Origin of the sequence: Nonlabens sp., assembly GCF_018401815.1 — a bacterium.
Lineage (GTDB): Bacteria > Bacteroidota > Bacteroidia > Flavobacteriales > Flavobacteriaceae > Nonlabens.
Genome location: NZ_JAGYKG010000005.1, coordinates 264,545 through 280,928, shown reverse-complemented (window position 1 = coordinate 280,928; position 16,384 = coordinate 264,545). Strand labels below are relative to the sequence as shown.

Annotated in this window: 13 protein-coding genes; 3 read left to right on the top strand and 10 right to left on the bottom strand. The window is 36.9% G+C overall.

What is annotated here, in order from left to right; translation table 11 throughout:
• Nucleotides 1-356 precede the first annotated feature (356 nt).
• From KG732_RS11330 to KG732_RS11310, 5 genes are all read right to left on the bottom strand, one after another.
• Nucleotides 357-1,001 carry a hypothetical protein gene (locus tag KG732_RS11330; protein WP_213523735.1) on the bottom strand — a complete coding sequence of 215 codons (645 nt, stop codon included), beginning with the start codon at nt 999-1,001 and terminating at the stop codon, nt 357-359.
• A gap of 78 nt (nt 1,002-1,079) precedes the next feature.
• Nucleotides 1,080-1,358: a hypothetical protein gene (locus tag KG732_RS11325; protein ID WP_213523733.1), complete on the bottom strand. Its 279-nt coding sequence runs from the start codon at nt 1,356-1,358 to the stop codon at nt 1,080-1,082.
• Nucleotides 1,359-2,936: 1,578 nt separating this feature from the next.
• Nucleotides 2,937-4,055: an acyltransferase gene (locus KG732_RS11320; RefSeq protein ID WP_213523731.1), complete on the bottom strand. Its 1,119-nt coding sequence runs from the start codon at nt 4,053-4,055 to the stop codon at nt 2,937-2,939.
• A 1,164-nt stretch (nt 4,056-5,219) separates the two neighbouring features.
• Nucleotides 5,220-6,404, bottom strand: a complete 1,185-nt coding sequence (locus KG732_RS11315; RefSeq protein WP_213523729.1) for a tyrosine-type recombinase/integrase — start codon at nt 6,402-6,404, stop codon at nt 5,220-5,222.
• A 769-nt stretch (nt 6,405-7,173) separates the two neighbouring features.
• Nucleotides 7,174-8,037, bottom strand: a complete 864-nt coding sequence (locus KG732_RS11310; protein ID WP_101014111.1) for an RNA polymerase sigma factor RpoD/SigA — start codon at nt 8,035-8,037, stop codon at nt 7,174-7,176.
• 322 nt (nt 8,038-8,359) lie between these two features.
• On the opposite strand from KG732_RS11310, the gene KG732_RS11305 reads away from it, so the two are divergent.
• Nucleotides 8,360-9,049 (top strand): DUF2490 domain-containing protein, encoded by a 690-nt coding sequence (locus KG732_RS11305; RefSeq protein ID WP_213523727.1) that lies wholly within the window; start codon nt 8,360-8,362, stop codon nt 9,047-9,049.
• Nucleotides 9,050-9,080: 31 nt separating this feature from the next.
• On the opposite strand, the gene KG732_RS11300 is transcribed toward KG732_RS11305, so the two are convergent.
• The 3 genes from KG732_RS11300 to KG732_RS11290 form a co-directional block, all read right to left on the bottom strand.
• The gene (locus KG732_RS11300; protein ID WP_213523719.1) at nt 9,081-9,512 is read right to left on the bottom strand and encodes a hypothetical protein; all 432 of its coding nucleotides are present in this window, start codon (nt 9,510-9,512) and stop codon (nt 9,081-9,083) included.
• Nucleotides 9,509-9,877, bottom strand: a complete 369-nt coding sequence (locus KG732_RS11295) for a hypothetical protein (protein ID WP_213523717.1) — start codon at nt 9,875-9,877, stop codon at nt 9,509-9,511. Before KG732_RS11295 ends, KG732_RS11300 begins: the two co-directional genes overlap by 4 nt.
• A gap of 82 nt (nt 9,878-9,959) precedes the next feature.
• The gene (locus KG732_RS11290) at nt 9,960-10,343 is read right to left on the bottom strand and encodes an alkyl hydroperoxide reductase (protein WP_213523715.1); all 384 of its coding nucleotides are present in this window, start codon (nt 10,341-10,343) and stop codon (nt 9,960-9,962) included.
• Nucleotides 10,344-10,617: 274 nt separating this feature from the next.
• Here KG732_RS11290 and KG732_RS11285 point away from each other — a divergent pair, with 274 nt between their 5' ends.
• Nucleotides 10,618-11,193 carry a nitroreductase gene (locus KG732_RS11285; RefSeq protein WP_213523713.1) on the top strand — a complete coding sequence of 192 codons (576 nt, stop codon included), beginning with the start codon at nt 10,618-10,620 and terminating at the stop codon, nt 11,191-11,193.
• A 331-nt stretch (nt 11,194-11,524) separates the two neighbouring features.
• Entirely contained in the window at nt 11,525-13,549 is a 2,025-nt protein-coding gene (locus tag KG732_RS11280) for a DEAD/DEAH box helicase (protein ID WP_213523711.1), read from the top strand.
• Between the two features lie 1,006 nt (nt 13,550-14,555).
• On the opposite strand, the gene KG732_RS11275 is transcribed toward KG732_RS11280, so the two are convergent.
• Both KG732_RS11275 and KG732_RS11270 read right to left on the bottom strand, forming a co-directional pair.
• Nucleotides 14,556-15,614: an acyltransferase gene (locus KG732_RS11275; RefSeq protein ID WP_213523709.1), complete on the bottom strand. Its 1,059-nt coding sequence runs from the start codon at nt 15,612-15,614 to the stop codon at nt 14,556-14,558.
• Nucleotides 15,615-15,908: 294 nt separating this feature from the next.
• Complete coding sequence (locus KG732_RS11270) at nt 15,909-16,127, bottom strand: hypothetical protein (protein ID WP_213523707.1); 219 nt, start codon at nt 16,125-16,127, stop codon at nt 15,909-15,911.
• Between the last annotated feature and the right edge of the window lie 257 nt (nt 16,128-16,384).

The window sequence follows — 16,384 nt, the reverse complement described above, 5'->3', positions numbered from 1 at the left end:
CATATACATTTGTTTTAGTGTATACATATTTCAGGACGGGTCAAAATGTTTTACAACGGTCTAGTATATGAAAAGTAGCAGATTTATATGTGCCAATTTTCGGTTTAGAAATAAAGTTAACAGAAAAGAACCAAACTTATGGTTTGGCTCTTAACTGCTATTTTTTATATACTTTGTTATGCCACGTTATCTCACTTAATTAACTTTAATAATTTATATCCAGAAAAAATGATTCCAAAAAAGATAATAGTATTAATTAAGTCAATCTTTAAATCTCTAATTATCAAAATTATTAAGCAACCTAAAAGAGATATTATTTCTAAATAAATGTAAACTTTCGTATTCGCTTTCATAAATTAACTATTAGTTGCAACACAAGCTATAAAACCTATTGATCCTAATGCTGTAATTGCTCCACCTACAAAAGCGCAAGGCACGCATCCAAAAAAAGAACCGAACGCAATAACTCTTCCAGCTGCTGCAACTGTTGCAGCACCTGTTTTACAGTCGTTTCCATCGTAATCTGTCTTTGCATATGAATTGTTTGTGTTGCTTTTTGCCCATAAAATCTCATACTCATCATTAATAGAATTATAATTTGAAATATCAACTTCTATTGTTTCAATTAATATTCCATCTGAATCTTCAATTACTATTGAAGCATGAGTTTCACTTGTTGCTATTGTGTGAAGGTTATAAACATTATTATTTGCAGTAATTTCGATACTGTAAGGTTCAAATTCAAAATTACTTTTAGCATAATTATTAATACCTGCCTTTTGTTTCAAAGAATCGTAATTTTTCAATTTATACTGTTTCAAATCTGAAACATTCATTTGTATATTACTTTTTTTAAGATTAGAATTTATAAAGTCCTTTAATTCTAATTGATGATTCTCAGTATTTTCAACATCATTTGTTTCGGAACAACTTGTTACAAAAAATAACACTGTCAAAAAATAAACATAATATGGCTTTCTTAATTTTTTTAAAATATTCATAAATTTTGTTTTATGGAAAAATATTTTTCATTTTTTAGACTTTTCAAAGTTAATAATTTGTTTTACTCTTTTTGATTTTCAAACAATGCTCATAACATACTCAAATTTATTGTTTTTTGATGTCGTTTCAAAATCATTTCGACTTTGGAAGGTCAGTCCGTTTTTGACCGTTATTTTGCTTTTATGTGGCATAACGGTCGTGGTTATGATTTCGTTGCATGAAAGTAAGCCAAAAACTTGATGCCACAAAAAGCAGCCCAGCTCTTTTACTTTATTTGTGGTCTGTTTTTTTACAGACGACAGTTCAGTAAATACCTCAAAAGGGCTGCGGCTGTAGATCCAATCACTAGCAGCCATTGGCTAGCTCTTAATTTGCAATGAATTATAACCGTTGTTACCTACCGTAGCACCACGTTCCCATATTTCATAGCTAGTAAATATTTGGAGTGTTGCGGTTCTAAGGTTCTGATATATTTTCATTCTGTGAGTTCTACTTTTCTTCCTGCGAATTCTAATGGAGCGCCTTGGCGAATATATTTTAACGATCTAGGTGTTTGTATGATCTGGGTTTATTTTGATCTCTAAGAGCCATTCAAGCGCTGTTTACCGCAACACGGAGTGCATTTTATAAATCATCTCAGTAATGGATCGGAGGGAGGCTTTACTATTTACTTCAGAATTATGTACCGAATATTATGGTAGCGTTGGCCGTAGCTTGGGGTTTTTGTGCTATTGTAGGTAACGGTCGTGGTTATGATTTCGTTGCATGAAAGTAAGCCAAAAACTTGATGCCACAAAAAGCAGCCCAGCTCTTTTACTTTATTTGTGGTCTGTTTTTTTACAGACGACAGTTCAGTAAATACCTCAAAAGGGCTGCGGCTGTAGATCCAATCACTAGCAGCCATTGGCTAGCTCTTAATTTGCAAATGAATTATAACCGTTGTTACCGTAGCAATCACGTTCCCATATTTCATAGCTAGTAAATATTTGGAGTGTTGCGGTTCTAAGGTTCTGATATATTTTCATTCTGTGAGTTCTACTTTTCTTCCTGCGAATTCTAATGGAGCGCCTTGGCGAATATATTTTAACGATCTAGGTGTTTGTATGATCTGGGTTTATTTTGATCTTTAAGAGCCATTCAAGCGCTGTTTACCGCAACACGGAGTGCATTTTATAAATCATCTCAGTAATGGATCGGAGGGAGGCTTTACTATTTACTTCAGAATTATGTACCGAATATTATGGTAGCGTTGGCCGTAGCTTGGGGTTTTTGTGCTATTGTAGGTAACGGTCGTGGTTATGATTTCGTTGCATGAAAGTAAGCCAAAATCTTGATGCCACAAAAAGCAGCGCAGCTCTTTTACTTTATTTGTGGTCTGGTTTTTTCCAGACGACAGTTCAGTAAACTCTCAAAAGGGCTGCGGCTGTAGATCCAATTACTAGCAAACATTGGCTAGCTCTTAATTTGCAATGAATTATAACCGTTGTTACCTACCGTAGCACCACGTTCTTAAATTCCATAGCCAATCCACAATTGGAGTGTTGCGGTTCTAAGGTTTTCTATATTTTCATCCTGTGAGTTCTACTTTACGCCCTGTGAGTTCTAATAGAGCGCCCTGGTGATTGTTTTTTAACTACTTAGGTGTTTGTATGATCTGGAGTTGTTTTGATCTCTCAGAGTTTTATACGCGCAGTTTACCGCAACACGGAGTGCATTGTATAAATCATCTCAGTATTGGATCGGAGGGGGCTTTACTATTTAGCTCAGCGCATGTCTCCGAGCGTCTTTGTAGCGTTGGCCGTAGCTTGGGGTTTTTGTGCTATTGTAGGTAACTGTTAGGCTATGAGTAGTTGCGTGGGTTAGAACTTAACTTAGCAAGTACACACCAAACTGAAAATTCGCAAGGGTTTTCAGAAGTAGGCGAGAACAAGCAATTACTTATAGCCATTGTTAGGCAATGTTTTTATTTCTACTTTTTGTTTTATATCAGTCTTATATTTTAAATTTAAAAAATAACCTTCATAATATTTATATGAAAAATGAGATACTACAATTGTTATAAATATTACGCAAACATTGATTATAATTACATCAAAAGTGTTTTGAAAACCAAACTTAGAAATCATCTTTAAATAAATCAGCCCTACTAATTGCAAAACTATTGCGTGATACATATATATTCCGTAAGATATTTTGCCAAGGTAATTCATTGTTTTATTCTGAAGTACTTTAATTGGTTTTAAAGCTAGAGCGGAAATTACAAATCCAAATAATATGAAGCTAAAAAGATTGTAAAAAAATGGATTAAAGTTATTTATGAATATACCTGTTGTAAAATATGTGATGAATATTAATAATGTTGGATATCTTAACTTCTTAATTAAAGATTGAAATAAATTATGACTGTATAGAATAGCGCATAAACCACCAAACGAAAAGTAAAAGAATAGCATATTATATTCTTTAAGGAAAACTAAATATTCAGAAAAGTATATTAGAAAATAAACAGATGTAAATACACTTAAAAACAATATTATTCTTTTTAATGGTAGTAATAGAAATAATGGGGCGATAAATAAATAAAATTGTTCTTCAATACCAATAGACCATAAAATTTCTAATATCCCACCTGGTGAATATTTATTAAAAATGTTTGGAAAAAAAGTGACTGATAAAAATATTCCAGATAATAAATCATAATTATTTTCAAATTCAAAACCAAAGAATGGTAAAATAAGGCGATAGTATAAGAAGCCAAAAGTCAAGATTAAATAGTATAAAGGAAAAATACGTAATATTCGTCTTAGATAAAAGCTTTTTAAATTGATTGAATTTGTTTCTTTTTTCTCAACAAAAAGTTGCTTAATAATTAAAAATCCACTTAAGGAAAAAAACATATATACAGCTTCTGTACCTTTATGAAAAATAGCCAAATCATTAAAAAAAGGGAATCCTCTATTTTCGCTAAATTGTGCAATATGAAATATAACTACTAACAAAGCTAAAATGAAACGAATTGCTGTTAGATTTGGGATGCGTTTTGATTCTTTCAATTAGTCATTAATTATCGTTGTCAAATATTGCCTAACGGTCTCGGTTATGATTTCGTTGCATGAAAGTAAGCCAAAAACTTGATGCCACAAAAAGCAGCCCAGCTCTTTTACTTTATTTGTGGTCTGTTTTTTTACAGACGACAGTTCAGTAAATACCTCAAAAGGGCTGCGGCTGTAGATCCAATCACTAGCAGCCATTGGCTAGCTCTTAATTTGCAATGAATTATAACCGTTGTTACCTACCGTAGCACCACGTTCCCATATTTCATAGCTAGTAAATATTTGGAGTGTTGCGGTTCTAAGGTTCTGATATATTTTCATTCTGTGAGTTCTACTTTACGCCCTGTGAGTTCTAATAGAGCGCCCTGGTAATTTTATTTTAACGATCTAGGTGTTGGTGTGATCTGGATTTATTTTAATCTCTCAGAGCCTTTTACGCGCTGTTTACCGCAACACGGAGTGCATTTTATAAATTATCTCAGTATTGGATCGGAGGGAGGTTTTACCAGTAACTTCAGAATTATATTCCGAGCGTTATGGTAGCGTTGGCCGTAGCTTGGGGTTTTTGTGCTATTGTAGGTAACTGTCTAGGCTATGATTTCGTTGCATGAAAGTAAGCCAAAATCTTGATGCCACAAAAAGCAGCGCAGCTCTTTTACTTTATTTGTGGTCTGGTTTTTTCCAGACGACAGTTCAGTAAACTCCTCAAAAGGGCTGCGGCTGTAGATCCAATTACTAGCAAACATTGGCTAGCTCTTAATTTGCAATGAATTATAACCGTTGTTACCTACCGTAGCACCACGTTCCTAAATTCCATAGCCAAGTCACTACTGGAGTGTTGCGGTTCTAAGGTTTTCTATATTTTCATCCTGTGAGTTCTACTTTTCATCCTGTGAGTTCTAATGGAGCGCCCTGGTGATTGTTTTTTAACTACTTAGGTGTTTGTATGATCTGGAGTTGTTTTGATCTCTCAGAGTTTTATACGCGCAGTTTACCGCAACACGGAGTGCATTGTATAAATCATCTCAGTATTGGATCGGAGGGGGGCTTTACTATTTAGCTCAGCGCTATGTTCCGAGCGTCTTTGTAGCGTTGGCCGTAGCTTGGGGTTTTTGTGCTATTGTAGGTAACTGGTTATATCGACTCAAATATACTCTTTATTCATTAAAAATCTCCGGATAAGCGGATGTTTGGTGGTTCTTTAGCAGATTTAAAAGTTTTGACAGCAGCATCTAGCGGATTCACAATTTGTAGTAAATCTTTTCTTGCGATATGGGTGTACAACATCGTGGTTTCGGGCTTGCTATGTCCCAGTAACTCCTGCACATGACGCAAGCCCACACCATTCTCGATCATATGTGTGGCATAGCTATGACGCAAACTGTGAGGCGTTATTTTTTTGGTAATACCTGCCTTCTTACAAGAACGTCTTAAAAAGGCACGAATACTACTGCTGCTGTAAGGACCCTTAGAAGAACTTTCTAAAATATAAGTTTCAGGCCTGTAAGTGGCTATATAATTTCTAATCAGGGGGAACATGCTCACCGCAATACTGACATGACGGTCTTTACGACCTTTACCATGTTTGACAAATACCTGCTGTCGATCTAGATCAATGTGGTGTAAACGCATATCTAAGAGTTCGCCTATACGTAAACCACAACTGTAAAGCATTCCCAAAGCAAATCTATGCTTGAGGTTTTCAGTTACTTGTAATAAAAGAATCACTTCTTGTGTACTCAATACCTGTGGCTGGAACTTATCTCTTTTAGGACGTTTCATTACTTCCAGAATAGTGTGTAATTCAGGATACAACAACCCCAAATGATTAAAAGCACTTACCATCTGCCGGTGGGTGCTCACGCTGTAATTTAAACGCTTGACACTGTGAAATATAAAGTCTCTGATGCATTCTGCGTCGCTTTCTAATAGGTCTTTGTCTCCTAAATATCGCACATAGGCCATTATAAAATTGCTGTAGGTGTCCACCGTGCTCACACTCATGCGCAAACCTATCAAGTAAGAACGGTAGTCATTGTAAATACTAAGGTTGTGTGTGTTGAACCCGCTGCTACTAGGCATAGGAGGGAGGGCTGCTTTGATATCGACCAAAAACCCCTGTTGCTTCAATTGTACATAAAGAGTATTGAGCTGATCCCGATCATAATCAAGGTACCACTTATGCAAATCATCACTCCAAAAAACCAATCCGCTGGATTTTAAAAAAGTGTAAATGGGTTTACTGTAGTGATATTCTAAGACAACAATGTCCTGTTGTTGAAGTCGGCTTTTTTTAAAGTAAATAGTAGGTTCTTGCATGGCGTATAAATTTGTTATGAAATCAACCATTGAAGTTACTAAAATTTAACCATATGATTTTCATGTTGTTATATAAAATATTTTAAAAAACAAGACCAAATAATCATACACCACAAGCTAAGGAAGACACTGTAAAAACCAATTCATGATAATTTTGTAACTTTTGGCTCTAGAAAAAAATAGGTTCACGTACCTAAAAAATACTAGTATTCCTTTGCATCTCCATAGCACTCTTAGGTTGTAACAAGACAAAAGAAAAAGACACCACCACCATAACAGTAACTGCTACGGCTTATAACTCTGTTGAACGTCAGACCAAAAAAGGAACTAGAGGTCTTGCAGCTTGGGAGAATACCTTAGTATCTGGTGAAAGGCTATTGCCGTATCCCGTGATTTGATACCCATGGGCCTAGAACATAACGCAGTAGTGGAAATTGATGGCCTTGAAGGTACCTTCATCGTCAAGGATAAAATGAACAAATGATGGGGATAGAAGATAACGGTCTATATGGAGCTGGATGAAGAGGCCGCTATCAAGAGGGGTAAAAGAAGTAGCGATTACACTCCTTGATACCACATCTGAAACAGTTAAATAAGATCAGTGCTACATGTCATTTGTACTTACGAGTTATAATAAATGAGTTGGTGCTGGTACTTCACTAGAATTTAGGCCTAAGCTATGTTCCTTGTGCTTGTGTTTCTAACAGGTTTAAGTAAGTCACATCATCAACAAATACGTTAAAAAAAAAGCGCCTCCAGAAGAGGAGGCACTTTGCATACTAACTTTAGGAAGATTACTCTATCCTAAATATGATTTAAGGATCTTACTTCTCGAATTCTGACGTAATCTTTTGATTCCTTTTTCCTTGATCTGGCGCACGCGCTCACGAGTAAGGTCAAAAGTTTCGCCGATTTCTTCCAGACTCATAGGTTGTTGATTTCCAATACCGAAGTAAAGAGAAATCACGTCTGCTTCTTTTTGAGATAAAGTTTCTAAGGCACGTGTGATCTCTAAAGTTAAAGATTCATGCATTAATTCTCGATCAGGATTAGGAGACTCACCACTACGTACTACGTCGTAAAGGTTAGAAGTCTCTCCTTCTTTAAGAGGCGCATCCATGGATACGTGACGACCAGCATTCTTAAGGGATTGCTTGACATCACTCACCGTCATGTCCAGTTCTTTTGCAAGTTCTTCTGGAGATGGTGGACGCTCATGCAATTGCTCAAGATGAGAAAAAGCCTTGTTAATCTTGTTAATGGAACCAATCTTGTTCAATGGAAGTCGCACGATACGTGACTGCTCTGCTAGTGCTTGAAGAATGGACTGGCGTATCCACCATACCGCGTAGGAAATGAATTTAAAACCACGAGTCTCATCAAATCTTTTTGCAGCCTTTACAAGACCGGCATTACCCTCATTTATAAGATCGGGAAGCTTAAGCCCTTGATTTTGATACTGCTTGGCAACAGATACCACAAAACGTAAGTTTGCCGTAGTCAACTTCTCTAGAGCTCTCTGATCACCTTTTTTAATGCGCTGTGCCAGTTCCACCTCTTCCTCTGCTGTGATTAAATCAATTTTAGAGATGTCTTGTAGGTACTTGTCCAGCGATTTTGATTCACGGTTGGTAACCTGCTTGGTGATTTTGAGTTGTCTCATTTAAATACTAAAGATTAAAAAAATTATACCCTGACATCTTTTATCAGGCCAAGTTTGAGCAGCAAAAATCATACCATTAACGTTCTTTCTGACAGCTTATCATGCTTTACGTAGGGCGATCTGCAACACCATTTATTAGTCGTTTTAAATCTAAAAGTGTTACACATTTATAGGCCTGATCCATATAAAAAAGGTTGGCATTGATTACAACCCCAATAAAATATACCTGTAAAAGCATTTTTAAAAACAGAAAAAAGTTAGACCTTCGTTGTTTTATTTTCTATATCTGCCACATGTCACCCGAAACTACACCATTAGTGTTATGAATTTTAATTTTGGCTTTTTGTTATTCTTCCTCATCTTCTTAGGATCCAATGGTCAGTCACAAACTAAAATAGGCGCAACGGGGTTGTGGTCTCAATATATTTATAAAAAACCTTTAACCCAACGCTGGGCCATCGCAGGAGATTTTCAATACCGCACCTACGAGATAGGTGCAGACTTCCAGCAATTTATAGCTCGTGCGGCAGTTTCTTATCGACCTACATATACGGCAATTGATGTACATTTGGGTTATGACTTTTTTACAGGTCAACCTTTTGGTGCAGCAGAGGATAATACTACAGAACACCGATTACATCAAGACCTTTGGTTTGAAAGCAAACTGAACAGCCGTTTCGAACTCAAACACCGTATAAGAATAGAAGAACGATTTATAAAAGGTCAAAATTTTAGAACGCGTTACCGCTATACCTTATTCCTTAATGTCCCTTTACATCGATCAACTATTGCAGAACATACTCTTTACGCCGCCTTGTGGAACGAGCTATTTATCAATGGGGAAACGGATACAGGTACAGGAACCGTAGCGTATTTTGATCGCAATTGGGCTTTCGCAGGTTTAGGCTATCAATGGAATGCCTCTTTTAAATTTCAAGCCGGTTATATGAGAGAACTCACACCTTCCACTAGTAAAGGACAATTGGTGATCAGTGTTTTTCATCAACTCTAGTAGTTGGTATCCATTCCTAGAAGTATAAATTCTAAAATTCCAGGCTTATAAAATAGATCAGATGTATCAAGAATACCATACAAAACAGCAAGACTCTCCACCAGTTCGAGTGAACCAACCGCCGCTGTACCTTGCGATCATCCGGAATCGTATCGATATGCTCGTGTAAGGGAATAAAAACAAACATGGTGATCAGCCAATTCACAGCGATAAAGATCAAAGCGGCCATCTCAGGGATGCTAAATGTGCCTTTGATCAACAGCAAGTAGGACGCTATAGCTATTTGAGCAATCATAAGTGGGGCCACAATAATCGTAATTCTACCCGTGTAAATTTTATGCCATTTGCTCAAAGAATCACTATCGTAATAAAGAAAACTAGGATAAATGATCAGCTGTACGATCCATATAAGAACTACCAGTCCAACATCTACTAAAAGCTGTAAAAGATCTAAAAAATTCATAAACGAGATATTTTCCATGCCCAAAAGATCAATAAAGGGTGAATGATCACAAGACGCAACCACCCTATCCAAGACGGAATACAAAAATCTCCTGCACAACTGCCGTTCTGTAAAAAATAGACATGAGAAATGGAGAAGGCAAGGAGCATGACCATAGCACCTATTCCAGCAATTGCACGAGTCTTAGGGAAAAGAGCCAAACCAGCAACTAGCAGCTCTGCAATTCCTGATACATAATTAATCCGTAACTTATTTCCCAACCAGTCTGGAATGACCTCTAGATAGACTTCTGGAGTCACAAAATGCATGATGCCAGCAATCGTATAGAGAGCTATAAAACTGTATAAAAGCGCTTTTTTCTTCATGTAACTATTGTATAGTCAGTGGTTCGAATATTTTAAAATCATCTAGTATGCGATGCTAATGCGGTGATGGAAAAGACACTTATTAAGTAAGCTTCCATTGATAATCGGTATGTACTTTTTTAAGAATCAAGAAAAAAGGGATCCACCAGATAAAATCATTGGTGATTAAGGTAAAAATGAATTCAAAAGGAACAATATCCTGAACGTAATTGAACAAAAAGCCTAAAGGGCCAAAGATCTTCCCTAAAAAACCTACGGCTACAATAGGCCAGTGCTTCATAGGATTATAGCTCGCCCACCAGTATCCCAAACCATAAACACCTATAACCATTCCCATTCCTTGCCATACCATAGGATGGTTAAGCGGCTCCATACCCACCAGTTCAAAAAAATGATTCGGAAGTAATACGACCCAAGCTCCCCAAATAAGATTGTAAATAGCAGCAAGTTGTAAGGTGAGTTTCATAAAATATTTTAAGCGGTGAGTCTTGTGAGTAAAGATAACATTACAAAAAATATTACAGAAGGCTGTAAATAAAGAAGTAGTTTTAAAATAAAATGCTACAAATGACTCCTTGTAATCGCTATGAGGGCATGCCGTAAGCTTGGACTATTTACAGGCCCTAATATCCCTTGGGGTGAAAATCACAGGAATTCTTTATTGTGATACAACTGGTTCTTCTGCGTTAAGTATATGGTTTCCGCTTTCGCGAAAGCGAAATATCTACTATCTTTAAAACATGAAAAAGAACCTAGAACAATTGATCCAGACCCGCCGAAGCGTCTTTCCTTCTCAATATACAGGTGGAGAAATTCCTCACGATGATGTGTTAAAAATTTTAGAAAGCGCCAGATGGGCACCCAACCATAAAAAAACAGAACCTTGGCGTTACAAAGTCCTGAAAGGAAATGCCCTTAGTGATTTGGGAATCTTTATGGGAGAACAGTTTATAACAACCACTGGAGCACCACTTTCTATAAAACTTAAAAAGCTACAAGAAAAACTAGCCATTACCAGTGTCATGCTGCTTATTTTTAAACACAGAGATGAAAAAGAATCCATTCCAGAATGGGAAGAAATAGCCGCAGTGAGCATGAGCGTTCAAAACATGTGGTTGACGACTCATGACATGGGCTATGGTTGTTACTGGAGCTCGCCAAAAGACTTTGTAAACATGTCAGAATTCCAGCATATCAGTGTGGGCGATCGAGAAGAATTCTTAGGCTTTTTCTATTTAGGTACCTATGATAACGAGGCAACAGTAATTTTACCAGAAAGAAAAAACATTGCCGATTTTACTGAGTTTGCTGGGTAAGTTGTAGTAAGTTTTTCTTATACCAGCACCTAGTAAGGGGTGTGAGATGCTCTATAAGTAGTTTTTATATAAAGTTCAGGATGATTGGGCAGCCATCGTCATAAAATAACTCCTTTTTACTATTAACCTACTTTGCTGGTGATAAGATAGGTCATTACAGCGGGCATTTCTTCCAGGTTTAAAATCTAGCTAAGCACAAGAAAAACCTTGCTTCATGCTTTTAAATGGATAATATGAACCTAATAATAGAGTTAATTAACCTCCTAATTTTTTATATGATAAGTATTTCATATTAAAGTCGTATTTTTGCAAAATATTTAAAAACAGTTATTTGAAAAATTTTGAAGCCTTAGGGCTTACTCAGCCGTTATTAGACGGCCTTGCTGAAATGGGATTTGAGAATCCAACAGAGATTCAACAGCAAGCAATTCCAATCTTGCTTAAGCATGATGGGGATTTTATAGGTCTGGCGCAGACCGGTACAGGGAAAACAGCAGCTTTCGGTATACCGTTACTAGAGCTAATGGATACCAACTCAAAAGATACGCAGGCATTAATTCTAGCCCCAACGCGTGAACTAGCACAACAAATTTGTCGACAGATAGAAGCGATGTCTCAAAAAATGGGAAGACTTAATGTCGTACCGGTTTTTGGAGGTGCAAATATCATGGGTCAGATCAAAGACATCAGACGTGGAGCACAAGTAATTGTGGCTACTCCAGGACGTCTTATGGATCTTATGAAACGCCGCGAGATCAAACTCGATGCGTTGAAGTTTTTGATTCTGGATGAGGCAGATGAGATGTTGAACATGGGTTTCCGTGAAGACATTGACTTTATCCTTTCTAAAACCGACGTAGGTCGCAACATTTGGTTATTCTCTGCTACTATGGCAAAGGAAATCAAGAAGATTGTAGATACCTACATGAAAAACCCTGAAGAAGTACGTATCAATCGTGAAGAAATTGTAAATACCAATATCTCACACCAATATGTCCAATTAAAGGCACGCGATAAAACCGAAGCTTTAAGAAGAATGTTGGATTTTGATCAAGATATGTTTGGTGTGGTTTTCTGTCGTACCAAAAGAGATACTCAACAAGTCGCTGATGAATTGAATAACAATGGTTATTCTACTGAAGCCCTTCATGGAGATATGTCTCAAGCACAGCGAGATGCTGCAATGAAACGTTTTAGAAATAAAAATCTAAAATTATTGATCGCAACAGATGTTGCCGCTCGTGGAATTGATGTAGAAGATATCACACATGTGATTCACTTTGCTTTACCAGATGATCCTGAATTTTATGCCCACCGTTCTGGTCGTACCGCTCGTGCAGGTAAAAAAGGAGAATCTATTGCCTTGATTACTAAAGGGGATATGCGAAAATTAAAGTATATGGAAAGTAAACTTTCTATCAAATTTGATAGAGGAGAAATCCCTGCTTTAGAAGCAATTACACAGAAACGTATAGGTAGATGGACTGAAAATTTAAAAGCACAAACAGTAAATGAAAAAATTACTGATGAGCTTTTTGAAGAAGTAAAAGCAAGTCTTGCTGATGTTACTAAAGACGAATTAATAGGTAAATTCTTAACTAAAGAATTCAACTCTATTTATAAACGCAATTCGATCACAGATCTTAACGACCATTCTAAGGATCGCGAGGATAGTGGTGAATACCGCGAGAGAAAACCTAGATCTAGAGGTAAAGAAGAGGGAATGAAAACCTATTTTATCAATTTAGGTCGCAAAGATGAGATGAACAAAGGAGCTTTATTAGGCTTTGTTTGTGATGTTACTGGAATAACTGGTAACGACATAGGACGCATCGTTCTAGATGGAGCTCACTCTTTTATGGATGTAAAAGAAGAAGTGGCACCCCAAATGGAAAAACTCAACGCTGCAGAGCGTAATGGTCGTGAGCTTAGAGCAAACGTACACGAAGGCGAAGTGACAGAATCTAGAGATAGAGGTCGCGGCGGTAGAGATAGCGGAAGTAGAGATAGCGGTCGCGGTAGAAGCAGTGGTGGCGGTTACAAAGGAAATCGTGACAGCAACTCTAGTGGTGGTTATAAAGGAAATAGAGATAGTGACTCCGGTTCTGGTGGTGGTTTTAAAGGAAGACGTAGCGATGGCGGTGGAAGCAGCCATAGAGGACGTCGTGATGAGGACTCTAGTTCTGGTGGCGGCTTTAAAGGTCGCAGCTCTAGATCAAATGATGATTCTAATTCTAGTACTGGCGGTTTTAAAAGCCGAGATTCTAGACCTAAAAGAGAGGATTCTGGTTCATCAGGCAGCTCCGTAGAAAAAAAAGGAAGCCGTTCAAAGTTTTTTGGTTCTAAATGGGATTAATTCATTAAGATACTTTATCAATTATAAATCCGATCTCATTCATTTGAGATCGGATTTTTATTATTCCTTAGTTTTGAAAACAGGAACACTAAGGACTCCCTAAAAATAAAAATCTCAGCTCAAAATACAACTTCCCATCTTGTGGACCTTTTAGTGTGAATTAGGTAATGCGTATACGCTGCTCAGCTGATTTTATTAATTCCTCGTTATCACCTACAACAACTGACGAAAGTTGAACTATACGACAAGAAAACTGTTACTTGTATTTTCAATTACTTTGATATTAGGGCGTTCTTTAGGATTTGCTCTTAAATAAGGCAACGGTGCCTAAGAAGCGGATTGTCATTGTGACGGGTATCAAGAACTCTACAAAGGAAGTACCAGAGGTAAAATCAACAATTACTAAATCTTGATGCTACTGGGTCAATGGTTTCCTGCTTACATCTTTGTTGTCCAAGGCTCATCGGTATAACGTTCTTTTTTTGCGGTGATGGAGCGACTTTATTAGTGTAAAAAACAGTCGTTAATTTATGTAGAAGTTATTACGAAACTCTCTATAGGTGTTGGCACGTTAAAAAAGGGACACGACCTCAGTCAGTTTAAAAATGGGGGCCTTCTAAAATATAAAAGAGTAATAGGAAGAGTAAAAGCGGCTAATTAGGGCGTATGTTGTTGCACGTATGTTACTGAGTATTCCAAGACTGGTATCAATACCTTCCAAGAATTGATACCCGTACTGAGGCCATAGTACTAGGCCTTATCAATACCGTTACTACAGGAGAAGCAGCTCAAATAGATGACCTACTAGCCTATCTGGATCAGTTAGAAGGAGAAGACGAGTTGAAGTTTGCATTTTATATGAATTAGAGCTGTGTTCTCTCCTTTTTTGTTACAGCAGTAGGGGATTATCGCATTCATACTCTAGACGTAAATATTGGCGACAACACAATGTTTACAGGGTATTAAAAGTAATATGTCGCAGGCCGTATTGGATCCTGTGCCTATTTTATTTCCATTTCTGTCGTATGAGTTTATTCAGAGGTACTTCAAAATAGCGGTGGCTTATACCAGCAGCTACCATAGAGATGCATAGCAGTAAACCAATGATGATATAATCGTTAGTAATCCATTCCAACTTCCCATTTCCTAAAGTGAAATAACGCAATACCAAATGATGCAGCATATAGAATCCAAAGCTTATTTCCCCTAACCATATAGCGTATTGATGGCTTAAAAATTTTGATAGCCTCCCTTTTTGAAAGGCAAAAACAAGAATGATACCCATCATTGGGAACCAATAAAACACGCTGTATAAAGCTGTTTCAGAAACGCTATGGCGCAAGCTGAAAAACAACATAAAAACACCTATGCTAAAGAGTTCTAGTTTAGTGAAATTGATCAAGACTTTTTTACTCTTTAGGTGTACATAGAAATCGTATAACACGATCCCAAGTATAAAATCAACCACTCTAAACAACGGATTGATATAAAACAATCCGTGATGCCATTGTTGATCAATAAAATCAGGAAGGATTAAAATAGCTAAAACCAATACTCCGGTAAGGTAGTATTTGAATTGGCCTATCTTATCAAAAAAGCGCAGTAAAAACGGAAAACACAAATAGAAAAAAAACTCACAAGAAATACTCCATGAGGGTCCATTGAAAGAAAAATACAATTCTTTAATGGGGACATAGCTTTGAGTGAGTGTCGAATTAGAAAGCCCTAGCAACCATCCCTTTCCATCTATTTCTTGACCCCAGAACATCAATGGAACTGCAATTAAAAACGTCACAAAATGCAATGGGTAGATGCGCGCTATTCGAGCTATAAAAAACTTTTTATTCTCTGGATTACTTGTATTGATTTTGGAATGGTAGGCATGGGTTAATATAAAACCACTAAGAATAAAAAAGAAACTCACACCTATATACCCCTCCACTAAAATATCTTGGTAGGTAGTTCTTAACCAATGATAATCGCTTGTCCTTAAAAAATCAAGATGAGAGACAAAAACCATTAAGGCAAATAAAAAGCGAAGAGAAGTGAGCGGTTTTAAATGCATGTATCTATTTAGAGTTCGTAAAGCTATTACATTTTAGGGGTTAAAGCACCTATTACTCCTTGATTTTAAGAATATCAAATGAGTTTAAAACCTTTGAATACTCGCGTTGTTGTCTTTTTTAGTAGAGCAAAGTAATGGACTACTATACCACCTATTATATACCAAAATAGCGTTAATGTATACGTAAGCTCCTGTAACATTCCTTCCATGAAAACCATTAAAAAGGACCGTTTTATCAAAAATTAAAGTGCTTTCTAAGTGGTTACGAGCACCTTCAACAGCACCATCAAGTATTTATGTATACCTATCCGAATCAGCACCTTCAAACTGACCTCTAGGATAATCAGAGCGTCCTAAAGAATACACGGCGCTGTCATCACCAGAGCTTGGTGCATACGTCACCATGTGCATGTCTAGTGCTCCAAAAGCAGTAGTAACTTTTTGAACAGTCTTTTTAGGGGTATCGGGATTTGTTGCTCTAAACTCGAGCGTTTCATTCTTATCAACCTCCATTCTTAAGCATGTACCACAGGAATAGAAAGTAATAAAGCAAGTGCTACCAAATTAGTTTTCATAATTTAAACGGTTGAAGCTAAATAACATAGTTTGTAACTACTACAACAAGCGGCCACTACCTATTGGACTGATTTTAATATCGCTAAAGTTAAAGGAACCTTAAATAGAAAGGAATACGGAGTTAATACTGGCACAAATCTTAGTTAAACTAGTTGATTTTTGTGCGAGGCTAAGCCAGTTAGCTTATATTAAGG